This window comes from Verrucomicrobiota bacterium (genome assembly GCA_016871495.1).
Lineage (GTDB): Bacteria > Verrucomicrobiota > Verrucomicrobiia > Limisphaerales > VHDF01 > VHDF01.
Map to the genome: position 1 here is coordinate 1 of VHDF01000003.1, position 25,154 is coordinate 25,154.

Here is a 25,154-nt window from a genome sequence, read left to right on the forward strand (position 1 = left end):
CGGATCCTCACTTTGTCGATCTGTCCGGACTGGTAGCTCAGGGGGGCGGTGCCCGCCAAACATTGCAGCACGTTGTGGCTGCCGTAGCGTTGAGGATCGATGCCGATGGCGGCCAGCAGCCGCGGCGGTCGATCCCGTGGCGAAGCCTCGCTTCGGCTGCTTGGCGGGCAAAATCCAATTGGCCCCTGACTTCGACGAGCCCCTTGCAGACTTGGGCGAACACATGCAATGAAGTTGCTGCTGGATGCGCACACTCTGCTGTGGTTCTACGAGGGCAGCCCGTCCTTGAGCCTCCCGGCTCGCGCCGCCATCGAGGATCCAGCGAACGAGAAGCACGTCAGTCACGCAACCGCCTGGGAAATCGCGATCAAAGTGAGCTTGGGCAAACTCAAGCTGGCCGTGCCCTACGAAGACGTGTACCCCAACGCCGTCGCCGCGAACGGATTTCTGGTTCTGCCTCTTGATTTCCGCCACCTCCGCGAGCTTCTGACGTTGCCGTTCCACCATCGGGATCCATTTGACCGGCTTTTGATTGCCCAAGCTTTCGTCGAAGAGATGACGCTCGTATCTTGCGATCCTCATTTCCCGGCTTATGGAGCCAAGGTGCTCTGGTAAGAATTGTCCTCCCAACTGCACGTGCGACCGCAGAGAATGATCGCGGGAAAAGAACTCAAGGCAATTGAGCTTCTCCGTGTGCGCCGCCCAGGTCGTCTCAAGCTGCGGCACAGTGGAATATGACATCAACGTGCTCATGGGGCGACCGCCCGGTTGAAGCGCTTGGGGGCGTGGGTGGCGGTGGGGGGGCAGACGGTGGACGAGCCATTGAACCCGCCGAGCGGGTTGGTGAGCGGGTGCCAGATTTGCAGGTCGGTGGAGGATTCCAGCCGGGTGGTGTCCGGCGGGCCGGCGCCGCCAAGCAGCACGCGGCCGTCGCGCAGGCGTTTGACGCGGTCGAGGCGCGGAGCTGGGCCTTCGCCGAGGATCGTCCACTTGAGCAGTGTTTCGGTGCCTGCTCGCTCATGAGCATGAGCGACCCATGATTCATGGATGCCAGGTCATCTCGCAAGAGCACGGTAAAAGCGCTGGGAACTGTTGCCACCGGCGGGCATGGTCAGTTTCATCGGAGCGGCCCCCGGTGCGTTCGTGAAGGCCGGTTGCCAGTCCGCGGGCGAAAGACGAGTGGCGATTTCGATGACGATCGGTGAGGTGGCGTAAACGCCGGGCGAAAGGGGAAGCATGACCGTGCCATCGGCCGCCACTGTTGGAGTCCCAAGCCGCAAGGCCCGGCCATCGCCGTTCAATCGGACAAGGTGCGGGCGAGGAAATCCGCCGAAATCGGTGAATTCTCCCGCAACGAGGATTTGGCCGTCCGGCTGGACCACGATCCGATTCACGAATGCGGGGGAACGCACTCCCTCCGACGGCCATGGTGTGAGGGGTCCACTGCCGGCGTCGAACGTTATGTCCTGGCTGCCGTCGATGTGCAGCCGGACCAAGCCCGCCCGGTCGAACCGGGGCGGGTTGTTCGTCGTGGTGTATGAGTTCCAGCCCGCGAGAATTTTTCCATCCGGCTGAACGGCCAAAGCCGTTACGTTGAGCTTACGATGCGGCGCGGACAGTTGCGGCCATTTCGGCAGGAAACTTACGTCCACGGTCCCATCAAGGTGCAGTCGGACGATGGTTCTATTGGTGGCTCCGTTCAGATTAGCCAGCCGCCCCGCCGCCAGATACCGACCATCCGGCTGAATGACGATGCCAGGTCGTAGAATTGAGAAATCGTCGTTAGTGGAAAGAAGCTCCTTGAAGCTCGGATCCCGGGCTCCATTCGACAAGAGCCGCACGAGTTGGCGGCGAAACGATGGTTGATAGAACGTCAACACCAGCAACATTCTTCCATCGGGTTCAACCACCACGTTGTTGTCTTGAGACTGCAAGCTGACCCATGCATCGCGGAATTGAGGCTCCGCCACGAATAGGATTGACACTTGTCCCCGCCGCTGCGCCGACAGCAGATTCGGCAAACTCGCTCCCGGCTCCATCTGCAACCGGGCGGGAATCCACTTCAACGTCATCGTCGTCTTCGTCCGCAACTTCACGGCATGCTTCACTCTTGCCGGTCACCCCACTTGCGGGTAACTGCTCAGGTCCTGGGCCCACGAATCCACACCAATTCACACGAATTTAGAGTCCGCGACGATTGTAGTCGACTCGGCGTCTGGCCATTCGTGTCGATTCGTGTTCATTCGTGGGTGACCTGAGTAGTCATTGTTCAAGACAAGCTTTCGGCCGGCGGCGCTACGAGGAAGCCCATGTCGAAATATCAGACGTCATCGCATCGGGCCGGTCTCACAGGGCTAGAATGACCCAGCAAAAGGTCTGGCCGATCGGCTCGATTGGTTTGCTGAAAACCAACCGTTTTTGGGTGGTGGTCGCGGTGACAACGGCGTCGGTGCGCCACGGTGCGTCGAGGGTGTCCTTGCGTTGAACCCCGTAACTCTTGCCGGGACGCTCGGGGCGGTTTGATGTGATCGAAATCCCCGATCCGTTGCCCAACCTCGTCGGGCAGATTCCGCAGGAAGACTTGGACTTGGTGGTGGACTGCCAGGACCGCAAACGCATCCCTAACCCCGAGCACAAGAACGGGGTGATGTACGATGAATTCAGAGGTGTTCGGGCTAGCGGTACAGAGTCCGGCCACAGGTTGAGTTTTACGATTTGCGATCATTGTTTTCCCGCTTCTCTCTGATGCCGCCCGCGGGTAGCATTGCCGTGTTATGAAGCAATTCACTTTGGAGTAATGGATGGACGATGGCTGGTACGTGGGACGCCTGACAGAGATTCCCGCGGTGATGAGCCAAGGAGAGACGCTGGCGGAGTTGAAGGAGAACATTCGAGACGCCTATGAATTGGTTTCCGCCGATGCAGCGAGTGACGCTGATCTTCCTCCGCAGCGACAGCGAGTCTTGGTGGAGTTGTGAAACGGCGGGAGCTCATTCGTGAACTCATTGATGAGGGTTGTTACCTCAAACGGCATGGCGGGCGGCATGACCTCTACCACAACCCCGCCACCGGCCGATCCGTGCCCGTCCCTCGTCATACCGAACTGAAGGACAGTTTGGCCCGCGGTATCTGAAAAAAGCTTGGCCTTGTAGCTTCCAATTGAGCGACATCTAGGCTTCATGGCATCACCGCCCGCTAGAAGCGCGTGGGGATGTATGATCATGGCGCCGGCACGAGGTAGTCGCGCGTCCACGGAGGCGGCGGGGGAACCTGGCGTGTGTTGCCGAATTCGTCTTTCACTGTGCGCCATTCGGGGCGAAGCGGCTTTTCCAGTGGCTGACCCCAGAGCGCATCCTGCCATTGCGAGTCGGACAGCCGCCGCGGCGGTCCGATGAGTTCGAACTCGAAGTGACTCAGCACGGGGCCGGCGAACATCACCGGCTTGCCGCTCCGTTCCACCACGATGAACGCCATGTTGACCGCGCCGATGCCCTCATGCAGCACGCTGCCAGGGTCGCCGGGCGCGGTGACATCGGTGTGAACGTCGGCGACGATGGCGTCGAACTTGCCAACGCCGGTGTCTTCGTGGAAGGAGTTGCTCTTGTCGTTCAAAATGCTTCGGTAGAAAAGGCGCGGGTACCATCCGTCATACTTTCGCAGTGAACCGGACCCATCAGGAGTCCATGATTGCTCGATCAAATCACACGCAAACTTCTCCAGCGTGGGCGAATGTGCCAGATCGCCGCCTTGTTCCTGAATGCGTGCGATGGCTTCCAGGTTGGCGATGGACTCGACGAACGTGTCCAGATGTTCGACTTGCCGCGCCTTGACCACACCCAACTCCACCGAGCCAAATATCCTGGCCAGAATGTTGCGCTGTTCTTCGTCGAGTGTGGCCGGATCTTGCGTGGTCAGGGTTTCCCACTCCGCCAGGGTCTCAGAACTCCAGATTGGCCGGTAGGCGAAGCGAGTTCTGCCTTCATAACTCAACCCTCCGATGGCATCGCGGGTCCGTTTCACCATCTCGCGCATCCGCGTCCAGAATGCCGGATGGGGCTCGACCAAGAACGCTGGAAACTCACAATTGCCACCGCCCGTATAGCTCTGCTTTGCATAGAGAATCGTGTCGTGCCGCAGTTGCGACCACGAGGCGAGTTGGGTGTTGAGCGACTTCATGGCCCACGCTTTCGTGCGCAACGCTTGCGGAAACTTCGTATCGGTGAGCGGCTGGGAGAGTTCGCGCAGCGTGCCGAGCCAGTCCATGTAGAGGTTGCGCGTCCAGGCATTGGCACCTTGGGCATCCATCACGCCGCGCACAGCGGCAAGGTTGTGCTGGTAGTTGAAGCCGTCGCGGAACGGGTGGCGCGCCGGAGATCGATCGCGCAGACGCGCCAGCAACTCCGGCACGGTTTGGTTGTTGCCCAGCGTGCTGAAGGCCACATCCAAAGCGCTCGGCACACGGCGACTGACCTTCTGCTCATCCCAAATGATGCTGTCGAAGACGCACTGAGCCAGCGCCCAACTGTCCGGCACGAACTTCTGTCCGAAGACAGTGAACGATTGCGGCAGGCTGATCTGCTCGCGCCCGAGTGGCGAGACGAAGTAATCCGAGCGGATGTTCTGCACGCCGATCTGGCCTTGCGCGATCTGGTCCTGCAACCGCAGCAGCGCCGCCATGTCCGGCAAATCGGCGAGCGAAGTGATCTTCGCGGCGCGCAGCAGATCGCCGAGCTGCGCAAAGGTCGCCGAGTCGGTTCAGCCAACGAACACCTGGATGATCTGATCGAACTGCCGCCAGCGCTCGAATTGGCCGGATTGTTCCAGCAGCCAGTTCAACACCACGGCCGTGCCGAGTTCCCGTGGCGGCGCGGGATGCGGTTCGGTGCAATCCGAGTCGATCAACGGCCCGCCCGCCAGGCGCAGATCGGTTCGTCCCAGCCACATGACGGATTGGAAGTAGCGTCCGAGCCGGGGCGAGTTCTCGTAATGCCCGCGCACCTTGAACTGCGAGAAATCGACTGCGCGCGGCGCGCCGAACAGATCGAAATAGGTGTCGAGCTTGGGCTCGGGATCTTGAATGGCCTTCAGCGATTTGGCCACGCGCGCGTCCTGGCCGAGCGCGCTGGGAACGGGCTTGCCCTTGAGCAGCGTGCGTGCCACGGCGATGAAGTAATCCGCGTCGAGCACACTGTCCTTGAGCACGCCCTGGCCGGCTTGCGCCGCGGCGGCGGCGAGTTTGCCCGCCATGCCGTCGAGCAGGCGCTCGAGGTTTTCGTAGAGGAAGGTTTCCTCAAGTTCCTCCAGCATCGCATCGTAGGTGCGATGCCAGGCGTGGAGGATCGCATCGGTCGAGACATACACCGGCATGTCGTCCTTCCAGATGCGGTAGAATTGGTCAGCGAAACTTGGCATGGCCTGGCGTTCGCTGACGACAAAGCCGTTCTTCTTGAACACCGCGAGTTCGTCCGCGTTCAGGCGGAAATCGGTGAGACGCTGCGGCTCGGTTTCGGGCAGGCCTTTGGCGTTGACCTTGGCAGGATCGGCATCGAAGTCGGTGAAGAACTTCGCCGCGAACTGTTCCGGACTGATCTGGCCGAGTTTGGTGAGCTCCGTCACGAAGGCTGCGCCGTAGCCAAAGACCTCCGCTCCACCCGAGGCGAGGCTCGCCTTGGCCCTGGTGTCGTAACGCGCGAGCAGGCGGTAGAACGCGCGGGCACGATCGGTGGCGAACGAGCGCAAGTGCAGTTCATCACTCGACGCGGAACGGACCGGGGACCCGATCGGGGACCACTGCCGGAGGTCGTCGCTGGTTTCGAGCTGGTAGGTTGGGAGACGGTTCTGCGGCCCGCCCGCCGGGTTGCGCCAGCGCAGTTCGACGCCGTTGGGTGTGCGTTGCAGGTCGAGCTTGGGCGGGGTTTGGGCGAGCGTCGCGACTGCCATGGATAGCAGGGCGAGAGATGCGGGGAAGCGCTTCATGGGAACGTTGGGATTGGTGGCTGCGGAGGTTGGGCGAGTGGGCTGTTCGTTCCTGGTTCACGTTCGAGGGAACGAGGCGGCGTGCGAGGGGCGGGGTGTCATGAGCGTGCGGATCTGAACGGCAGAGATGGTTGTCCGTGAGCATTCCTAAGGCGATGGGCGGGAGGACCTTTCGTGTATCCAGGCGATGTCCCGGTTGGAGGGATTGCCCGGAGCGCCGTCCATGTCCCCGGTCACCCAACGGAAAGGGGAGCTGTCGACTATCCAGCCCGAGTGGATCAACCGATCCCGACTGTCATCGGCGTACATCCGCCAGGCGAGCGCCAATTGATTGTGATTGTTCATGCAGAAGATCCCCTGCGCCTTCTGCTTCGCCTTGCCCAGCGCGGGCAGGAGCATCCCCGCCAGAATGGCGATGATGGCGATGACGACGAGCAGTTCGATGAGGGTGAAGGCGGTGGCGAGGGGGTGGGGACTGCAGGAGCGGGCATAGGATTGCGAAGTCTTCATACTGCGTTTCTACAGGAAAATCGTTTCAAGGTTGTGCCGTAATTTCGAAAAGGATGCGTCTCGTAGTTGAAGGTGCCTGATCAGTGACGCCGAGAGGGTATGGCGCGGTCCAGGGCGGCCAGGTTCGGTCCGTCCACCCACTCCATGGCGATGAAATGCTGACCCTGATGCAAACCGACTTCATGCACCGCGACGATGTGGGGATGATGCAGTGCGCCGGAGGCCGCCGCTTCGGTGCGGAATCGGCGAATGGCCTCCGGGGACGACATGGCGCCCAGGCTCAGGACCTTCACGGCCACCCAGCGGTGGAGGCTGTGCTGCCAGGCTTTGTAAACCACGCCCATGCCGCCGCGCCCGATTTCCTCGTGCAGCACGAAATTGCCGAAGGGAGTCCCTGCGTCGTCCATCGGCGAGGAGGCGGTGTCCGGAGCAGGCTCGAATTCGAGCGCGAGCGAGAACAGGCAGCGCAGGCACCGGCCGCGGGGAGCAAACGCATCGAGTGGGGCGCCGCATTGGGGACAGAGGGAACGAGGATCCATAACAAGATTGGGGATGGCATCGCGATCGTTCATTCCATCCGTTACAACGGAGAACGCGCGAAAAGGTGACAACGAACCGGACCCCGGCGGAGGGCCGGTTGACGGGACCCGAAATCCGAGGAAGCACGGGGTGGACTCGGCACGCCGGTCATCGGCTCAGGATCGCGAAAAGATAATCGATTTCCTCCTGGACCTCGGGCGGACTGGACACGGTTTGGGCCACTTCCTCGCGGAAGAGGTCGCGGTAGCGGGCGCGCAGGCGCGAGATTTCCTTTTTGACAGCGTCCTCCGACATGCCGAGTTGGAGCGCCAATGTCGCTTGGGGTTCGTCGGGTTTGCGATCGAGCAGCCAGGGTTCGAGCCGGGCGAAGACACCGCCGCGCCCGCGCGCCCGATACTCTCCTTCGAGGCGGTCAAGGACATGGTCCAACAGGGCCGCGGCCCAAGCGCGGTCGAACAGGAGGACAGGGTTGTCAGGGGCGGCGGGTTCTGGCGGAAAAGGGGAGTTGGATTCCGGCACGGGTTCGTCGAGGGGAACCCATTCGATGCCGCCGCCACGTTTGAGGGCCTGGTTGCGGTCGTGTTGATCCGCGAGAAAATGTTTGAGGCAGCGAAGCAGGTAGGAACGGAATTTGACGCCGGTTCGGGGTTTGACCCTCGAGGCCAAGCTGGCCTTGAGGAAATGAGCGAAGAATCCCTGGGTCAAGTCTTCGGCTTCGGATGGACCCGAGCCCAGGTGACGAATGTGAGCCAGCACCGGGGAACGATAGGTTTCGCAAAGCCGGGCCAACGCTTCGGCCGCCACCGGTTCGGCCCCGGCGCCTGCTCGCAGGATGACGCTCCAGTGCGTGGTGGCGAAAGCCGCCGGATGGCCATGCGGTCCGGAACTCATGGGGCGGAGAGTATGTCAAAGGGTCGTGAGCGCCAAGCATTCAGGTCAAAGTTGTGCTGTGTTCAGGGCATTCACAGGTTGTCGGTGATGCGCGCGGCGGCGCCGTGAACGGCGCGCTCCGACAGCTTGCGCATGCACCGCCGTGAGTGGGCAGTCGTCATTGAAGATTGACTCGGATGGGGGGCGGGGCATCGTCGCGCCGGTTTTTTGATCCTTGGTTGACCGTCGAGTTCACATGAAATCTCCCTTGGCACGAGCGGCTGTCCTGGATGCATTCAAGGCGCCCCTGAATCTCACGAGTTATCCGTTGCCGGAACACCCCGAACCGGGGGCGGCACTGGTGCGAACCTTGATGGCCGGAATTTGCGGCACGGATGTGCATCTGTGGAAAGGCGAGCTGCCCATCCAGCTCCCGGTCATTCTGGGCCACGAAACGGTGGGTGAGATCGTCGCGCTGGGTGAAGGGCTTGAAACGGACTGGAACGGCCAGCCCCTGCGCCTGGGAGATCGAGTGACCTGGACGTCCACCTCTTCCTGCGGCGCGTGCTATTATTGCACGGAGAAGAAGCAGCCGACGCGGTGTCCTCGCCGGCGGGCCTACGGCATCGGTTATCGCTGCGATGAATCACCGCACTTTTTGGGAGGGTATGCCGAGTTCCATTACCTGAAGCCACGAGCCAACATTTTTCGCATTCCCGAAACGCTGCGGACGGAGTCGGTGGTGGGGGCGGGATGCGCCTTGATCACCGCCATCCACGGGGTTGAGCGGACCGGCATCGAATGGCGGGACACGGTGGTGGTGCAGGGGAGCGGTCCCGTCGGGATTGCCGCCCTGGCGGTGGCGAAAAGCGCCGGAGCGGGCAGGGTTTGTGTGATGGGAGCACCGCGCCATCGACTGGAGATGGCGAAGCGTTTCGGAGCTGACGCGGTGGTGGATATCGCCGAGGTGAATTCGCCGGAGGACCGGGTAGCTTGGGTGCGTGAGTGGAGCGGGGGTTATGGCGCGGATGCGGTGCTGGAGTGCGTGGGACATCCGAGCGCGATTGGCGAGGGCATGGAAATGTGCCGGGACGGAGGCAAATACCTGATCTTGGGCCACTATTGCGACGCGGGTCCGGTCTCGTGGAATCCGCATGTGGTGACGCGAAAACAACTGCAGGTGTTCGGATCGTGGTCCAGTGAACCGCGGCACCTGAAGGCGGCACTCGATTTTCTAAACTCAACCTCCGGTTTGTTTCCTTTCGCCGAGATGGTGACGCATCGATTTCGTTTGGAGCAAGTCAACGAGGCGCTGGAGACGACCGCCAGTTGGGCTGCCGCCAAAAGCGTGATCGTGCCTTGAGACCGGACCGCGCCGTTCACGGCGCTTCAAGGTGTGTCTTCAACGGGACAGGGCAGGTTCAAGGGGCAAGGGTGCGGCCATGGCCCAGGCATTCACTCAGGGCGGGCCATGGAGCGGGATGATATCGCCGCGGCAGGTTGGCGCGAGCGGAAGCGCCGTGAACGGCGCGCCCCGACCACCTCTGGATACACTGCATGGGTCGCGGTGCATCCCGATGTTGCCGGAGATGCAGGTAGGGCGCGTCCGTCCCGGCGCGCCGCCGGAGCATGATGTTTTGCATCCAGTGGGCGGCGGGCTGGGACAGGCCCACCTACCAACAACATCGGGATACACGGTATGGGTCGGAAGAAGTCAGGTTCACGTTGATTTTGGCGGAGGGATGGGATTGAGTGAGGGCACCCTCTCGAGTCAACAACCGGCCTTTTCGTTTATGATCAAATTGCAAGTGAACGAGGTGGCGCAAGAACATGCCGGGGAGCCCGACATGCCCCTGGTGTGGTATTTGCGCGACCAACTGAAACTCACGGGAACCAAACTGGGCTGTGGCATGGGATTGTGCGGTTCCTGCACGGTGCATGTGAATGGCATTGCCGTACGCAGTTGCATGACGACGATGCGCGCGGTGGCTGGCAAGAAGATCACCACCATTGAGGGCCTCAGCCCCAACGGCAATCACCCGGTGCAGGAAGCCTGGAAGAAACTGGGCGTTCCGCAGTGCGGTTATTGCCAGTGCGGCCAGATCATGCAGGCGGCGTCCTTTCTCCAATCGAAGGGGAAGAACAAGCCGACCGATGTGGAGATCGAGACCGCGATGCAGGGCAATCTTTGCCGGTGCGGGACTTACCAGCGCATTCGGCAAGCCATCAAGAGCGCGGCGGAGGTGATGTCATGAGCACGATTCGCATCATGGATCGCCGGGATTTCCTGGAGACCTTGTTTTCCGCCGGCGCGTTGATCCTCTCGGCTCCGTTGCTGACTTCGTCCGGGCAGGCAGCGGCGGGTGCCTTCGCCGCGAGCGGGAGAGCGGCCAAGTCGGCTTGGCGATCGGGGCTTTGGCTGGGCATTGAGACCGATGGCACGGTCATCATTATCACTCACCGGTCGGAGATGGGCACGGGGGTGCGCAGCACATTGCCGATGATTGTGGCAGAGGAGCTCGACGCGGAGTGGGACCGAGTGAAGTTGGAGCAGGCCGTGGGGGACGGGCGATTAGGTTCCCAGAATACCGACGGTTCCTGTTCTATTCGCGATTTCATCGGGACCATGCGCGAGGCGGGCGCGACCGCGAGACTGATGCTGGAGCGCGCGGCGGCGGCACGGTGGAATGTGCCCGCTTCAGAATGCATGGCGGAACGGCACGAGGTTGTCCATCGACCGACCGGCAAGAAAGCCGGGTTCGGTGAGTTGGCTTCGGAAGCCTCCAAGCAGCCTGTTCCGAAGAAGGAGGATTTAAAATTCAAAACGCCGGATCGTTACCGTTACATCGGCAAGACCATGCCAACGAAGGACGTCGAGGATCTTTGTCAGGGCAAGGGAACGTTTGGTTACGATGTCCAGGTTCCGGGCATGGTCTATGCCTCAATCGCGCGCTCACCGGTTTTCGGGGGTGAATTGGAGGATTACCACGACGGCGAAGCGAAGAAAGTGAACGGAGTTCGGGGCACGGCGGTGATCCCTCCGTTCAAAGCCCCTCACGCGTTTCAAGCGCTGGGCGGGGTGGCGGTCATTGCGGACCACACTTGGGCCGCCTTGCAGGGGCGCAAGAAGTTGAAGGTGAGCTGGAAATCCAGTCCGCATGACAATTTCGCCTCCGACGCCTATCGCAAAGAACTCGTTGAGGCCGCGAAGAAGCCGCAGAAGTTGGTTCGCAATGTGGGCGATGTGAACCGAGCATTCGGCCCCGGCGCAAAGACGTTCGAGGCGGATTATTACACGCCGATGCTGGCGCATGCGCCGATGGAGCCCCCGGTGGCGGTGGCGGATGTGCGGGAGGGTCAGGCCACCCTTTGGGCGGCGACCCAGGATCCGCAGGCTGTCCAAAGCGCGGTGGCGGGCGCACTGGGCATCGACAAGAGCAAGGTGACCTGCCACGTCACGCTGTTGGGCGGCGGGTTCGGGCGCAAATCGAAACCGGATTATGTGTGCGAGGCGGCGTTGCTCTCCAAACAGCTTGGCAAGCCCGTGAAGGTGGCTTGGAGCCGTGAGGATGACATCGGATTCGATTATTACCACGCACCGGCCGCGATGCACATGAAGGCGGCGGTGGACGCCAAGGGACGTCCGACGGCGTGGCTCCAACGCAGCGTGTTTCCGACCATTGGATCCACTTTCAACGCGGCGGCCCGTTACGGCGAGGAATTCGAGATGGGCATGGGCTGGACCGATCTGCCGTTCGATATTGCGAATCATCGCGCGGAGAACGGCCCGGCCGAAAATCATGTGCGCATCGGGTGGTTGCGATCGGTGGCGAATGTCTACCACGCCTTCGCGATTCATTCCTTCCTGGACGAATTGGCCCAGGCGGCGCGGCGCGATCCAGTGGAGTATTTTCTCGATGTGCTGGGTGCGGATCGGGTGGTGCTGCCCAAGCCCGAAGGCATGGGGCATTGGAACAACGGAAAGCCGCCGGAAGAATTCCCCATCGACACCGCCCGATTGCGTCGGGTGGTCGAGTTGGTGGCGGAGGAATCGGGCTGGAAGAACCGGAAAAACGGCGGCGGGCAGGGTTGGGGCTTCGCCGCGCACCGCAGCTTCCTTTCCTACGTGGCGGTGGTGGCGAGGGTGGAAGTGGATCGAGCCGGACGGATCCGGATTCCCCGCATGGACATTGCGGCGGACGTGGGCGCGGTGATTCATCCGGACCGGGTGACCGCCCAGTTCGAGGGCTCGGCGGTCTTCGGCGCGAGCATTGCGTTGATGGGGGAAATCACGGCCGCGCAGGGCCGGATTCAGCAGTCCAACTTTCACAATTACGGTATTGCCCGGATGCAGGAAGCGCCGATGGAAACGCGGGTGCATTTGGTGGCTAGCGACAAGGCGCCGGCGGGCGTGGGCGAGCCCGGAGTGCCGCCGATTCCACCGGCCTTGTGCAACGCGGTGTTTCAGGCCACCGGCAAGCGGGTGCGCGAGCTGCCTTTGCGCCGCGCGAAGTTGACTTGAGACCGGATGAGGCAGGAATCGGCCAGCCTGGAAGTTTCGCAGGGGTCCACGACGGGGAGCCTTCGTGCTCGAGAACCAAGCGATTTTCAGTTTCGAGAACTCTGGCGTGTTTTTGTCGAGCCTGCGCTCACGAAAACTCAAACATGATGCTGTTCCATTCCGGTCGCGTGTGAAGTGCTGTCACCACGGATCAGGGGAAGGGGCTAACTCGGATGTTTCACGCTGAGCTTGAATCCGCGACCGTGTGCCGCGTGAGGGCACGCGGCCTACAATCGTGCCTGCCTCTGTGTTTGCAGGCCCGATGTCCTGTGTGTTTGAAGTGTCCTCACCGGGCGTCCCGGGCTAGGGAACGAGCGGGACACCCTCGATCGCCAGCGCGTCGAATCGGCGGGGTGATTCCTTCGCGGCCCACGCCATGCCCCTGAGCATGAGCAGACGAAAGTAGGGATCGTCGAAGGTCCAGGAATAATGACCGAAGATGGAAACGAAGACGCGCGCTGAAGTTCCCGGCGGTTGATAGGCCCAGAAAACCGGCACGGATTGCACCGTGTCATCCCCGGGATTTCTGGCCCGGTCGTCCCCGCGATAAATCATTTCGTCCGAGGTCGCGAGAATCTCGATGCGATTGGTGTCCCCGATGAAAGGCCAATAAGGTTCGTCCACGAAGTCCATGAGGGGAGGCAGGCCACGAGTGATGGGGTGGTCGGGAACGGTTAGTTTGAGTTTGACGGGGCCGTGGCGGTAGGAAGCGGCTTTATAGGAAAGGCCGAAGCAATGGGCGTGGTTTGGCCAATCCTGGTCGCATCCGATGGCCCAATGGATGGTGGCCACACCTCCGCCTTTCCCTTGGTGGCGGCGGATTTGCGCGACTTGGTTGGAGTCCCATTTCGTTTTCAGGTAGAAGACGACGAGATCGACGCCGTCCCACTGATGGTTTTCCGGCCAAGGAAAGGCGGTGGAGACTTTGACGCCGGGGGCTTTGGCGAGGAGGGGCGCCCAGTCCTTTTGCCATTTCGGGTAGTCATGTTCCCCGGGACCGTGGTCCTTGGGACCGGCGACGAGCAGGATGTGGAGGGGACGCGGGGCGGGGGAGTCTGGGGCGGGCGATTTCAGGATGGCGTCGACGGCGGCCCGGGAACGTGGCGCGGGAGCTTGGGCTGCTTCGAGAGAAAGTCCGAACAGCGCCAGGAAGAGGGAAGGGAGGGAAGATTTGAGAAAAGGGAGGTTCATGACGATGAAGATCTTGCTGTGTATCCCGATGTTGTTGGTAGGGCGGGCCTGTCCCAGCCCGCCGCCCACTGGATGCAAAACATCATGCTCCGGCGGCGCGCCGGGACGGACGCGCCCTACCTGCATCACCGGCAACATCGGGATGCACCGAAGATCTTGTAGCATTCTCAATAGGTCTTGCCAACCTCCGAGCCAAAAATCACATTCGACTCTTTATGAGTTCGCAGTTCGAACAATATGTCCCGGTTCTGATGCTGGGGGCGCTGGCGGTGGTGTTTGCCTTTGGCACTCTCCTGGTTTCGGTGGTCTTCGGAAAACTGGGCCGGCGTTATCGCACGAAGGATGTGGCGTATGAGTGCGGCATGGCGCCCATCGGCGAGGGGAGTTCGCGGCTGTCGGTGAAGTTTTATCTCGTGGCGATGTTGTTCATTCTATTCGATATCGAGGTGGTTTTTCTCTATCCATGGGCGGTCGTTTACAAGAGCCTCCTGGCGACTCATGCCGGCTTGATTTTCGGGTCCATGATTTCTTTTTTGGGGATCTTGTTCATCGGCTATCTCTATGCGGTGAAGAAGAACGCCCTCGACTGGAAGAGCTAGTCCGAGAGCGTGGCCCTCTCGCCCGGGCCTGGAAACCGGGTGGGGTTGGGTCGGTTGGTTGTTTCGATTTTGCGCAAGCCTTTCATTCCCATGTCCTCTCCCATCAAGTTCGGCACCTCGGGTTGGCGCGGCCTTATCGCGCGCGATTTTACATTTTCGAACCTGCGCCTGGCGGCACAGGGCGTGGCGGACTATTTGTGTGAGGAGTTACGGCGGGAGGGTTCCGAAATCTTCGGGAGAAAACCCGTCGTCATCCTCGGGCATGACACGCGGTTCCTGGGCCGTGATTTCACGCTGGCGGCGGCGGAAGTGCTGGCGAAAAGCGGCTTGATTCCCTGGCTGTGCGAGCGTGACGCGCCCACTCCGGTCATCGCGCACACCATTCGGGATCGGCGGGCCATCGGCGGCATCAACATGACTGCCAGCCACAATCCGGCGGAGTATCAAGGGCTGAAGTTCAGCACGTCGAACGGGGCACCGGCCAATCCCGAGGCGACGCGCCGCATCGAGGCTTTGATTGAAAAGCGCGCGGGGGAGGGTTGGTCCCTGGACGCCGCGGTGATTGGCACCTTCACGTGCAAGACGATTGATCCTTTGCCGCGCTATTTTCACCAGATTCGCAAGCTAGTGGATTTCGAGGCGATTCGACGCGCTCGCATGAAGATCGCGGTGGAGTTGATGTACGGGACGGGTCGCGGCTATTTGGATCGGTTGCTGGAGGAGGCGGGAGCCCAAGTCACGACTTTCCATAACGAGCTGAATCCCCTGTTCGGGGGGCATCACCCTGAACCCAACTCCGAGGGCATGGAGGAGGTTCGCAGATTTGTGCGTTCGGGCAAGGCGGTGATTGGCTTGGGGTTGGACGGCGACGCCGACCGATTTGGCATCGTGGACAGGGATGGGACTTGGCTGACCCCGAATCAGATTCTGGCCCTGGCCTTGTATCACCTGAAGAAGAATCGGGGATGGACGGGCGCGGTGGTGCGAACGGTGCCGACGAGCCATCAAGTCGATGCGGTGGCTTCCATGCTGGGAGTCAAACTCCACGAAACGCCGGTGGGATTCAAATACATTGGCGCTTTGATGGAGAGCGAGCCCATCATCGTGGGGGGCGAGGAATCAGGCGGGTTATCGGTCAAGGGGCATGTGCCGGAGAAGGACGGCGTGCTGGCCTGCCTTTTGATGGCCGAGCTTGTGGCGACGGAGAAGAAGCCACTTGGCGCCATTCTGAAATGGATTTCGAAAACGGCCGGCGAATTTCATACTGATCGTATCAATGTGAAGATTCCGCCGGATCGCAAGGAGGCTTTGTTGAAGCGGCTGGCGCTGGGATTGGACAAGATCGGGAAGCTGCCGGTGCAAAAGTTCATTACCACGGACGGCTTCAAGTTTCTTTTGCCCGACGGAGAATGGGTGGCCTTCCGGGCGAGCGGCACTGAGCCGCTGATTCGTTGCTACCTGGAGGCGCGATCCGCCGCCGGGCTCAAGCAACTGGACACCGCGTGCCGGCGGGTCTTGAACTCTTGAACTCCTGACCGGCGGCCGCGGTTCAGTTGTGCTTGGCGCGGTAGAAATTCTTCACCGCGGCCGTGGTGGAAGTGTCCGTGACCGTTGCGATTCCCGCGGCGGTCATGGGGACGGACTGAATCTGAGCCCAACCGGTGAGATCGGCACTGCGATCGATGATGACGGTCGAGCCGGGTTGGGCTTGAACCACCATTTCGACGGAGCCGTTGTCCTTGCGCACGATGCTGAGGAATTTCGGAGCGCCCAGAAGTCCGGTGCCCCCCGTCGTCTTAAGGCCGAATTCTGTCGCCCGGCTCAATCCGCCTCCCCCCGTGGCTTGAGGAAACACGTTGTTGGCGCGCAAGGAATATCTGAAGAAACTGAGGCTGCCTGAGTAATTCTTGCCGGACTTCAGGGTGCCGCGCGGGATCACGATGGAGGATGCCGAGGCGGGCAATTCGCGTGGCACACAAATATCCGGCGCAGAAAAAACCTCTCCTCGCTCATCGGAAATGCTCAATGCAATGCTGTCATTCGGACCGACTCCCGGGATGGGATCCCATTGCAGGGCGAAGTCGGCGTCCGGATTGATCGCCTGGGCGGCGTTGTAATTGGCGATATGAGGAACGGGAGGATATCCGTTGGCAGGAAGGGCGATGGTTGAGGGAACCGGATTTCCTCCAACCACCGAAAGGAGGTAGGTCCCCGCGGGGTAGCCGACATCCAAGGCCGCTTCGCTGGCGAAGGGTTGGAAAAAGAAAAATCCGCTTCCGAAGAAATTGGTGAGCGTCCGCGTCGTGCCGGTCGGGGTTTGGAGGGTGGCGGCTGAGACGAGGCCGTTGGCGGGAGGTTCGACGGAGGCGAGGAACGCCGCCGGAGTTTCCGTTTGAGGTGTCGGTGGACCGGAGTTCGCTTGCACCCAATTCGAAGCTTTGAACACTCCGACTGATCCGTTCTTCTTTTCTTGTTCGGCGGCGGGACAGGGCGTGGTGGGGCCTCCACCGCCTCCTCCGGTGCCCAGCGAGAAACTTCCACGGAAAGTTGCTGCGGGGAGTGGATTGCCCGAGGCATCTTTGAAAGCGTTGGCTTGGCCTGCGGTGGGGTTGAGCACCCAAGTAATGGTCGCGTCGGCCGGCCATCCTGGAGGGTACGTGACCATGAGCGTGGTATCATCCACCCAGGAAAATGAGACGAGGGCCGCATTGACATTCGAGCTCCAGCCAATGGAGGCGGTCGTCCCCATGGGTTCGTCAAAAGCGAGGATCAAAGGGAAGAGCGAGAGCACTCCTGTTGCGCCATCCTCAGGTTGGGAGAAGATCAGGGACGGTGGTGTGGTATCCGCGGCGTGGACGCGGTCCATCCTTCCGAAGATTCCGGCGAGAAGGCCGGCGACCAGGGCTAATGACACGATGCGCATATGATGATGAACCCGAATTGGAGGTAGAAAAACGCGGCCGATAAAGCGCCGCGAGTGGAGATTTGGTAATCGAATCGTCGCGGCGAGTCAATGTCACCCAGCCATTCTGATTTTGCCTGGAACAAGGTAGGGCGCGCACTCCGCTGCGCGCCGAGACCGGCTGTTTTCAAGAGCGGCGTGCAGCGGAGTGCGCGCCCTACGCATCAAAATGAGAACTGCTGATTTCGCGAACACCGCGTTTCTTGCTATTTCCACGTCGGGATTTAGGATACCGGCATGCGCCTCGCTGCCCCTCGCCTTCATCGCGTCGTGGTGGAAAGGGTGGCGATGCGACCGTGCCTTTGGCCTGTGTGGTTTTGGGTGGCAGCCTGCATGGCCGGACCGTTGCAGGCGGATTCCGCCTGGAAAGTGGCTTCCGGGAATCTTCCAGCGGCATCGCTTTCCCAGCCGGCGGCTTTTAGGCCTTCATGGGGACCCGCCCCCCGCTGGCCCGTGGGAACGGGGCCTTCATTCCATTCCCGAGGCGGACGAGCGCTTCCCGCGGAAGGATTCTCGCTTTCGACGATGGATCGAGAGCAAGTCAGAGTTTTCTTTGCCGCGGTTTTCTCAGCCTCGGAAGGTGTCGACATGGGTTGGACCGGTTTTCATTCCACCGGTGATCCGGGCATGACCAACCCGGATTTCAAGGAGGCGGTGCGGCGGCGGATTAATTTTTTCCGTGCGATGGCGGGTGTGCCTGCGGGAATCCGTTTTTCCGACACTTTCAATCGCAAGTGCCAGCAGAGCGCGCTGATGATGAGCGCGAATAACGATCTGAGCCATACTTCGCCGCCGCAATGGCGCTTTTGGACTGAGGAGGGATCGGAAGCAGCCCGAAATGGAAACCTGGCTTTGGGATCCGCGGGTCCGGACGCGATCGTGGGACTGATGCGGGACAATGGTGGAAACAACACGGCCGCCGGGCATCGCCGCTGGTTTCTTTTTCCGGAAACCCAGATCATGGGGACGGGTGATGTGCCTCGGGTGGACGCCCACCCTCCCGCGAATGTGACCTGGGTTTTTCCCGATTCGGATACCTCTCTCCAACCGGTAAGTGTGCGGGACGAGTTTGTGGCCTGGCCTCCTCCGGGTTTCGTTCCGTATCCCGTGATCTATCCGCGATGGTCATTCGGGTTGCGCGACGCGGCATTCAGGGGCGCCACGGTGACCATGACCCGGTCTGGAACGAACATACCGGTCCGATTGGAGGCGGTGCAGGATGGGTTTGGGGACAACGCGATCGTGTGGATTGCCGATAATCAGCCCACCGATACCTTTCTCAGTTCTGCATGGCCCAAGCCCGCAAAAGAGGAACCGATTCGCGTGGTGGTGGCGAACGTTCGCTTGAACGGCCAGGTCCGGCGATTCGAATACTTCGTGACGCCCATGGATCCCGCCATGAAGACGCCGGGAGCGCCGGAGGCTTCCATCACGGGACCGCAGGAAATGTCGCCACAAATGCGCGGGAATTTTCAGATTCAGACGCTGGTGCAGGCTACCGGCTACGAGTGGCGCAGTGGCTCTCTGCATCCGGCCGAGCTTGAAGGGGCCGAGAAAGGGTTGGGCGAATTTCAAACGCGGACCTCCCCGGGATACGCGGTGATCGACTCCGGTTCGCGGCGGACGGGATCGGCCGGATTTCATCTGGTGATGCCCGATTTTGCGAGCCAGTTCCTGACGTGGAAAAAGGAGTTTCTGTTGCTTCCTGGAGCGAAGCTTCGCCTGCAAAGCCGCCTGGGCATCGCCACGCCGGATCAATCCGCGCGGGTGGAAGTTTCCTCGGACGCGGGGGCGTCCTGGAGCGTGATCTATCGACAGGCGGGCGCGGACATTCCCGGCGAGCGCAGTTTTGTGTTGCGGGAGATCGATTTGACACCCTGGGTGGGGATGGTGGTTCAGTTTCGATTTTCTTACTTTTTCGAGGAGGGGAACGCTTATTTTGACACCGACTCCAACCTGGGCTGGTCCCTGGACGATCTGCAAGTGGTGCAAGGATTGGCGTTGTCGGGACTCCAGGTTTTTCCGGCCGCGGCCGGAGGGACATTTCAGGCGAGTTTTTCGGAAGCCGGTGAGCGGCTGTTGCAGGCGAGGGGATTTTTGTTTGGAGGATTTCCCGGCGAATGGGGGCCGCCGCACCGATTGATGGTGAGGACGTCTTCGCGCATTGAGATTCGCTCCATCGTGCGATCCACCGACGGGCGCATTCGTGTCCGCGCAGCAGGTCCGGCCGCGGGTTCGACGGTGATCTTGCAACGCTCGGAAGACTTGTTGACTTGGAGTGAAGCCTCCCGAGGGGGGGGCAACGGTGGCGAAATCGAACTCGCTGACGATTCGGCGGGACCGGTGCGCCTCCGATTTTACCGGCTCCTGCTCCCCTAAAAACCCGATCGAAACGACGTGAAACTATGCCTCGAAAACTGAGCTCCATCGCCCCTGACTGGTGGGATTACACGACCCTGGACGACGCGTTGATTCGCGACGCGGCGGCGTTGACGCCTGAAAAAATGCTGCGGCTTTCACGGCCGGGATTCCAAGTGGTCTTTTTTGACACGCTGGAAGAATTCTACCTGGCCGAGGCCTTGGAGTATGTGGAGGCGTGGCGGCAATCCACCGAGGACAACCCCGTGGGCCTTTGCGGGCCGATCGGGCCGACCGAGCAATTGCCTTTGGTGGCCCGGATCGTCAATGCCCTGGGTTTGAACCTGGGGTCCGCGCATTTCTGGGGCATGGACGAGTGGTGTGTGGGAGGGCGGGAAGTGGGCGTCGATCATCCGCTTTCCTTTGAGCGAGCAGACCGGGAAATGTGCTTTAACCGAATTCGAAGGGAACTTCGCATGCCGGACGCTCACCTGCATTTTCCGAAAGCCGACACCCGCGCCTATCGGGCGAGTTGGGAGGGGGTCCGGTGCGCCGTGATGCAGGGAGGGCAGGGCGACGTGAAGCACTGGGCTTTCAATGATCCGCTGCCGCGCCGGGGAAAATACCGCCACGCGCCTCCTTCGCCCGCCGAGTATCGGAAACTGGCCACGCGCGTGGTCGATCTGCACCCGCTCACGATCGCCCAAAACGCGCGCACTTCGGGAGGAGGAAACATTTCCCTCGTGCCCACTCAAGCGATCAGCGTGGGGCCGGTCGAAACCTGGAAAGCCGAGCGCGTTTCAATCTGGCACGCCGGCAAGCATGACAATCCCTTCGGACAGCGCTTGACCACGTTGATGATCGCCAAGCGCGTGGTCGATAGCGCGGTGCCCATGTCTCTGCTGGCGGATCACCCGAACGTGCGCTTCCATTTTTACCGGGGCGGCATTGGTGCGTGTGAAGTCGAAATGCATTGAACCGGGGCCGATCGGGCCTGGCTGCTCTCTTCCTCATGGAATCCTGGTGGTACGATACCCACGCGCATCTGGATTTTCCGGATTTCTCGGGGGATTTGGAGGCTGTTTTGCAACGCGCGCGGGCTGCCGGGGTGAGCCGGATCGTGACCATCGGCACCGACTTGGCCAGCAGTGAACGAGCGATTGGACTGACCGGCCGTTACGCGGGATTGTTCGCGGCGGCCGGGTGGCATCCGGGACATGTCGAGGAGGCTCCTGATGATATCCGGGAAACGTTGCGCACGCTCGCCAAGCAGCCCGGCGTGTGCGCTTTGGGTGAGACCGGGATGGACTTTTATCGCCTGCCCTCGGGCCGGGGGGGGACGGTCGAGGACGACGCGCTTTACAAGGCCAGACAGGCCCGGCTCTTCGAACAGCATCTCGAGGTCGCGGCGGAAACCGGATTGAATTGTGTCATCCACACCCGCGACTCGATGGAGGCGACGCTTGAGATCTTTCGAGCCTATGCTTCGCGTGTGCGTGCCGTGTTCCACTGCTTCGTCGGCTCGGTGGAAGAACTGAAGGCGATCATGGACCTCGGATCGCTGGTCAGTTTCACGGGCATTGTGACGTTCAAGAACGCCGCCACGGTGGCGGAGGCGGTCAAGGCGGCGCCGCGGGAGCGTTTCATGGTGGAAACGGACGCACCTTTCCTTTCACCTGTGCCGTATCGCGGAAAACGGTGCGAACCTGCCTACGCCGCGCTCACGGGCCAGCGCATCGCGGAACTTCGAGGCGAAGCAGCGGAGGACGTTGCACGACGAACCTGTCTGGCAGCTCACGAATTCTTTCGGGGATTCCATTGAGCGTCGGCACTGAGTGTTGTGTGCCCTGAACGTTCATCAGGCCATCATGGAGCCCATGTGCTGGCGGCGTTTCTCGGGATGTTCTTCGCGCTGGGGTTGACCGCACAGACGCTGGTTTTGAACGAGGTCGTCTCCTCGAACAGTTCGGGGCTGGAGGACGAGGACGGCGATCGTCCGGACTGGGTCGAGATTCACAATCCGACATCGGAGTCCATTGAGCTGAAGGGATACGGATTGAGCGACAAACCGGAGGCGGTTTTCCGGTGGAAATTCCCATCCGTTTTGTTGGGACCGGGAAGATTCCTGGTGGTCTTTGCGTCGGGAAAGGATCGTTTGTCCGGGCGAATGCTGCACACAAACTTTCGTCTCGGCGCTGACGGCGAAGCCCTGCTGCTCACACACCGGGACGGGAGCATCCTCGATCGCATTGAGCTTTCCGCGCTTCAGGCGAACCGGTCCTACGGTCGGCATCCGCAGAGTGGGCGTTGGGTCTTCTTCGATCCGCCCACCCCAGGCGCGAGCAACACGAGTCGATTTGCAGAGTCGCTGCTCGATCCGCCCTCGGCGTCGCACCGGACCGGCCGCTATGACCGGCCCTTCGATCTACAGCTCTTCGCGGCGGAACCGGGCTCCGTCATCCGTTACACCCTGGATGGATCGGATCCGAGTGAAGACTCTTTGGATTACCGGGGGGCTATTGGCGTGCGCGACCGGACAGGGGACCCGGATGTGCTGGCGCGGATCTCGGGCACCTCCACCAACAATCAGCACACCGACGGTTGGAAGCCGCCGCGTGGACTGGTGCGGAAGGCCACCGTGATCCGCGCCCGGGTATTTCGCGAGGGCGCTTTGCCCAGTCCGGACTGGTATGGAACCTTTGTGGTCGGGGCGTTGCCTTCGACTCGCTTGCCGATCGCGAGCCTTCAAATCCCGGCCGCGGATTTGTATGACTTTGATCGGGGGATTTATGTTTTGGGCAGGGTTTTCTCGGACTGGCGCCGGTCGCATCCGGTCGAACCGCTGACGGGCCACACGCCGGCGAACTACACGCAACGCGGGTTGGCGTGGCAGCGCGCCGCCCTGCTGGAATGGTTCGAGCCGGGAGGCCGGCCTGCGTTCGAGGCCCGCGTCGAGATCGATATTCAAGGCCAGTCCTCGAGGTCATTCAGGCAAAAGTCCTTGGGAGTCAAAGCGAGGTCAGGAACGATGGATTACGCGTTCGTGCCGGGGCTCGTTCGGCGGGGATCCGGACATCCGCTTGCTTCTTTTCGAAGCTTTCGATTGCGGAACTCCGGAAACGATTGGGCTTACTCGATGTTTCGCGACGCCCTTTGCCATCGCATGATGGAGGGGTTGCCGATCGACGGACAGGGATATCGTCCGGCCGTGGTCTTCCTCAACGGCGAGTATTGGGGCATCCATAATTGGCGGGAGCAGCACGATGCGGACTCGCTGGCTTTGCACTACGGGCTGGATCCTCGCCGGATCGTGATTTGTCATGGGGCGGGCGGGCTCGAAGAGGGGCCGGCCGGTGCGGAATCTGCGTATCGCGCGCTGTTGGACTTTGCGAGGACGGCGGATCTTTCGCGGGAGGACCGGTTGCAGCGCCTGCGGGGGATGATGGACGTTGAAAATTTCCTGCTCTATCAGGCCGGCTCCATCTATCTGGGGAACGCGGACTGGCCGCACAACAACGTTCGCGTTTGGCGCGACAGTGCCGTCAGTTGGCCTGTCGTGGCGGAGGCTGGGGAGAAGGCCCTTGGGAACGAGCGCCTTGGTTCAGGGCGGCAATCAGGGGGGATGGACGTTGGAGATGGTTGTTGTTCGATTGCGATTTGGCGTTCGCGCATCCGTGGAGCGGAGGCGCCACTGACGAGACCCTTGCGGCGGCGCTTTCACCTTCGGGAAGGTCTGGTTTGGGATTTGACGCGGGCTGGTCCACGACGTTGTTCAGGGGCTTGCTCAAGAACAAGGATTTCGAGCGGGTGTTCATCAACACTTCGGCCGATCTCCTGAACTCGTGGTTCAAAGAGAACCGGGCGGCGGCGATGGTTGATGAGATGGCGGCGGTGCTGGCACCGAACATGCGCGAGCACTTGGACCGCTGGCAGACGGCGGGCTCCACCAACGAATGGTTCAATCAGGTTCGGGGACTGCGCCAGTTCGCGACTCAGCGGCCGGTGATCTTGCGCCAACACTTTGTCAGGCAATTCAAATTGGGCGGCTACCAGACCTTGACGGTCGAGATTTCGGATCCGGCGGCGGGCAGAGTGAGGGTCAACCGGTTGATCATCGACCCGAGTTTGCCCGGGGTGGTGGGGGCTCCTTACCCATGGCGTGGCTGGTATTTCAAAGGCGTTCCCGTCGAGTTGGAAGCCCTTCCGGCCCCAGGCTGGATGTTGGTTCGATGGGAAAAAATGGGGATTTCTGGCGCCGCCCAGTCGGAGGCCTCGAAGTTCCAATGGGATCCGCAGGAGAATGCCACGTTCAAAGCGGTGTTCGGGCCGAAACCGCCGAGCATCCGGAACTGGGTGCGTTCCGGATCAGGCCGATTGAGATTGGAATTGGCGGGGGTGCCTGAACGAACAGTCCGAGTGGAAGCGAGTGTCGATTTGCGGCATTGGGAGCCTTTGGGAGAGACGCGGTTCGATGTGATGGGAGAGGCGCATTGGGAGGTGTCGATCGATGCGGCGACCTCCCGTTTCATGCGCTTGGTGATGCCTTGACGGAATGTTCTGAAACGGTTTGGAGAAGGTCGAATTTCAAGGTGGGCATGGTTGTTCAGCGCATCGTGGATTCAGCGTTGGAGCGGCGCGGGCGGCCACGAAAGCCGCTCCTTTCGTCGTCTTGCTATTTCAGGCCGCGCCGGGGTGCGGGATGGTGAGCAACTTCACCATCAAGTTAGTCGGGAGGTTCAACCTGTTGCAACCGACATCAAGCAACTCAAACTCATCCCGCCAAGGATCCCAACCGGATTCCGTCGTGGAGACGCAGAGGACGGAAATCCGACTGATGCTTTGTGAATCGCGCGAGCGGCTTGGAGTGCGGCAGCCCTCTGCCGCTTTGGAGCGCGGGGTGAATAGGATCGCGTCTGAAAGCGCCAGAGGGCTGGCGCACTCCAAAACCTGGCGGAGCCACCACCACCTTCTCCTTTCCTGAACGGTCTGTGTGAATCTACGTTCATCTGTGGACCCACCTCCCCTCTTCTCCGCTCCTCCGCGCGCGGTTTTCTCTAGCCCGCACGGCGACCACTCCATCATGATCCTCGGTCAGTCCAAACGTGTGCGAAAGAAGCGGGCCGGCATGAGCGCGGATGGACCCCCAACGAGCATGAGCAAGAAGACTCCGCGCATCGCCGAACGTATTGAGCGATTTCGAGCCCACCCCAGCGGTTACGATCCGCACTATTTGGGCTATTTCGATTGCTTCAACGCCGGCTTGTATTACGAAGCGCACGATGTGCTCGAGGAACTCTGGCTCCCGTGCCGCGGACAGGCTGATGACTTCTTCTACAAAGGACTTATCCAACTGGCAGGGGCCTTCGTGCATTTTCAGAAGGGTCGGCTCGGTCCGGGCGTGGCACTTTTGAAACTGGCTGTCGGCAATTTCGTCCGGTATCCGAGTCCGCACCACGGGTTCGACCATCACTCGATCGAGAGACAGATTCAGGCGTGGATCTTGCAAGCAAGCGCCGGAGCATCGGCGTCGAATCCTCTCGCCACTGGTCCAGCCCCGCGGCTGTCTCTCGCCTTGTGGAAATGAGAC

Annotated in this window: 22 protein-coding genes and 2 pseudogenes; 15 read left to right on the forward strand and 9 right to left on the reverse strand. The window is 61.2% G+C overall.

Annotated features, from left to right (window positions below):
• The first annotated feature begins 228 nt into the window (after positions 1-228).
• A complete protein-coding gene (locus tag FJ404_01275) occupies positions 229-615 on the forward strand; it encodes a type II toxin-antitoxin system VapC family toxin (GenBank protein MBM3821513.1) in 387 nt (128 codons plus the stop codon).
• A 119-nt stretch (positions 616-734) separates the two neighbouring features.
• Entirely contained in the window at positions 735-1,040 is a 306-nt protein-coding gene (locus FJ404_01280; protein MBM3821514.1) for a hypothetical protein, read from the forward strand.
• 15 nt (positions 1,041-1,055) lie between these two features.
• Here FJ404_01280 and FJ404_01285 read toward each other — a convergent pair whose 3' ends face one another.
• The gene (locus FJ404_01285; GenBank protein ID MBM3821515.1) at positions 1,056-2,096 is read right to left on the reverse strand and encodes a hypothetical protein; all 1,041 of its coding nucleotides are present in this window, start codon (positions 2,094-2,096) and stop codon (positions 1,056-1,058) included.
• 250 nt (positions 2,097-2,346) lie between these two features.
• Entirely contained in the window at positions 2,347-2,619 is a 273-nt protein-coding gene (locus FJ404_01290) for a hypothetical protein (GenBank protein ID MBM3821516.1), read from the reverse strand.
• A 155-nt stretch (positions 2,620-2,774) separates the two neighbouring features.
• Between FJ404_01290 and FJ404_01295 the strand changes: the two are divergent.
• Together FJ404_01295 and FJ404_01300 are read left to right on the forward strand one after the other, a co-directional pair.
• Positions 2,775-2,978 (forward strand): annotated as a pseudogene (locus FJ404_01295) (type II toxin-antitoxin system HicB family antitoxin).
• Complete coding sequence (locus tag FJ404_01300; protein ID MBM3821517.1) at positions 2,975-3,133, forward strand: type II toxin-antitoxin system HicA family toxin; 159 nt, start codon at positions 2,975-2,977, stop codon at positions 3,131-3,133. Before FJ404_01295 ends, FJ404_01300 begins: the two are co-directional and overlap by 4 nt.
• Before the next feature lie 86 nt (positions 3,134-3,219).
• Here FJ404_01300 and FJ404_01305 read toward each other — a convergent pair whose 3' ends face one another.
• The 5 genes and pseudogenes from FJ404_01305 to FJ404_01325 form a co-directional block, all read right to left on the reverse strand.
• Entirely contained in the window at positions 3,220-4,722 is a 1,503-nt protein-coding gene (locus FJ404_01305) for a DUF3160 domain-containing protein (GenBank protein MBM3821518.1), read from the reverse strand.
• A 33-nt stretch (positions 4,723-4,755) separates the two neighbouring features.
• On the reverse strand, positions 4,756-5,976 hold the full coding sequence (locus FJ404_01310; protein ID MBM3821519.1) for a DUF3160 domain-containing protein: 1,221 nt from the start codon (positions 5,974-5,976) through the stop codon (positions 4,756-4,758).
• Positions 5,977-6,270: 294 nt separating this feature from the next.
• Positions 6,271-6,486 (reverse strand): annotated as a pseudogene (locus tag FJ404_01315) (type II secretion system protein).
• Between the two features lie 80 nt (positions 6,487-6,566).
• Positions 6,567-7,058: a hypothetical protein gene (locus tag FJ404_01320; protein MBM3821520.1), complete on the reverse strand. Its 492-nt coding sequence runs from the start codon at positions 7,056-7,058 to the stop codon at positions 6,567-6,569.
• Between the two features lie 115 nt (positions 7,059-7,173).
• The gene (locus FJ404_01325) at positions 7,174-7,917 is read right to left on the reverse strand and encodes a sigma-70 family RNA polymerase sigma factor (protein MBM3821521.1); all 744 of its coding nucleotides are present in this window, start codon (positions 7,915-7,917) and stop codon (positions 7,174-7,176) included.
• A 235-nt stretch (positions 7,918-8,152) separates the two neighbouring features.
• On the opposite strand from FJ404_01325, the gene FJ404_01330 reads away from it, so the two are divergent.
• The 3 genes from FJ404_01330 (at position 8,153) to FJ404_01340 (ending at position 12,418) form a co-directional block, all read left to right on the forward strand.
• Positions 8,153-9,259 carry a zinc-binding dehydrogenase gene (locus FJ404_01330; GenBank protein MBM3821522.1) on the forward strand — a complete coding sequence of 369 codons (1,107 nt, stop codon included), beginning with the start codon at positions 8,153-8,155 and terminating at the stop codon, positions 9,257-9,259.
• Between the two features lie 430 nt (positions 9,260-9,689).
• Positions 9,690-10,151 (forward strand): (2Fe-2S)-binding protein, encoded by a 462-nt coding sequence (locus tag FJ404_01335; GenBank protein MBM3821523.1) that lies wholly within the window; start codon positions 9,690-9,692, stop codon positions 10,149-10,151.
• Positions 10,148-12,418, forward strand: coding sequence for a xanthine dehydrogenase family protein molybdopterin-binding subunit (locus tag FJ404_01340; GenBank protein ID MBM3821524.1), 2,271 nt, complete (start codon positions 10,148-10,150; stop codon positions 12,416-12,418). The genes FJ404_01335 and FJ404_01340 overlap by 4 nt, the downstream gene beginning before the upstream one ends.
• A 342-nt stretch (positions 12,419-12,760) precedes the next feature.
• Here FJ404_01340 and FJ404_01345 read toward each other — a convergent pair whose 3' ends face one another.
• A complete protein-coding gene (locus FJ404_01345; protein MBM3821525.1) occupies positions 12,761-13,813 on the reverse strand; it encodes a ThuA domain-containing protein in 1,053 nt (350 codons plus the stop codon).
• 50 nt (positions 13,814-13,863) lie between these two features.
• Between FJ404_01345 and FJ404_01350 the strand changes: the two genes are divergently transcribed.
• A complete protein-coding gene (locus tag FJ404_01350) occupies positions 13,864-14,247 on the forward strand; it encodes an NADH-quinone oxidoreductase subunit A (protein ID MBM3821526.1) in 384 nt (127 codons plus the stop codon).
• A gap of 90 nt (positions 14,248-14,337) precedes the next feature.
• Entirely contained in the window at positions 14,338-15,774 is a 1,437-nt protein-coding gene (locus tag FJ404_01355) for a phosphoglucomutase/phosphomannomutase family protein (protein ID MBM3821527.1), read from the forward strand.
• A gap of 22 nt (positions 15,775-15,796) precedes the next feature.
• On the opposite strand, the gene FJ404_01360 is transcribed toward FJ404_01355, so the two are convergent.
• Positions 15,797-17,170 (reverse strand): hypothetical protein, encoded by a 1,374-nt coding sequence (locus FJ404_01360; GenBank protein ID MBM3821528.1) that lies wholly within the window; start codon positions 17,168-17,170, stop codon positions 15,797-15,799.
• A gap of 276 nt (positions 17,171-17,446) precedes the next feature.
• Here FJ404_01360 and FJ404_01365 point away from each other — a divergent pair, with 276 nt between their 5' ends.
• From FJ404_01365 to FJ404_01390, 6 genes are all read left to right on the forward strand, one after another.
• A complete protein-coding gene (locus tag FJ404_01365; protein ID MBM3821529.1) occupies positions 17,447-19,588 on the forward strand; it encodes a hypothetical protein in 2,142 nt (713 codons plus the stop codon).
• Positions 19,589-19,614: 26 nt separating this feature from the next.
• Positions 19,615-20,544 carry a glucosamine-6-phosphate isomerase gene (locus tag FJ404_01370; protein MBM3821530.1) on the forward strand — a complete coding sequence of 310 codons (930 nt, stop codon included), beginning with the start codon at positions 19,615-19,617 and terminating at the stop codon, positions 20,542-20,544.
• 35 nt (positions 20,545-20,579) lie between these two features.
• A complete protein-coding gene (locus FJ404_01375; protein ID MBM3821531.1) occupies positions 20,580-21,389 on the forward strand; it encodes a TatD family deoxyribonuclease in 810 nt (269 codons plus the stop codon).
• 18 nt (positions 21,390-21,407) lie between these two features.
• A complete protein-coding gene (locus tag FJ404_01380; GenBank protein MBM3821532.1) occupies positions 21,408-23,405 on the forward strand; it encodes a hypothetical protein in 1,998 nt (665 codons plus the stop codon).
• On the forward strand, positions 23,069-24,115 hold the full coding sequence (locus FJ404_01385) for a hypothetical protein (GenBank protein MBM3821533.1): 1,047 nt from the start codon (positions 23,069-23,071) through the stop codon (positions 24,113-24,115). Before FJ404_01380 ends, FJ404_01385 begins: the two co-directional genes overlap by 337 nt.
• Positions 24,116-24,719: 604 nt before the next feature.
• Positions 24,720-25,151: a DUF309 domain-containing protein gene (locus FJ404_01390; protein MBM3821534.1), complete on the forward strand. Its 432-nt coding sequence runs from the start codon at positions 24,720-24,722 to the stop codon at positions 25,149-25,151.
• Positions 25,152-25,154: the final 3 nt, after the last annotated feature.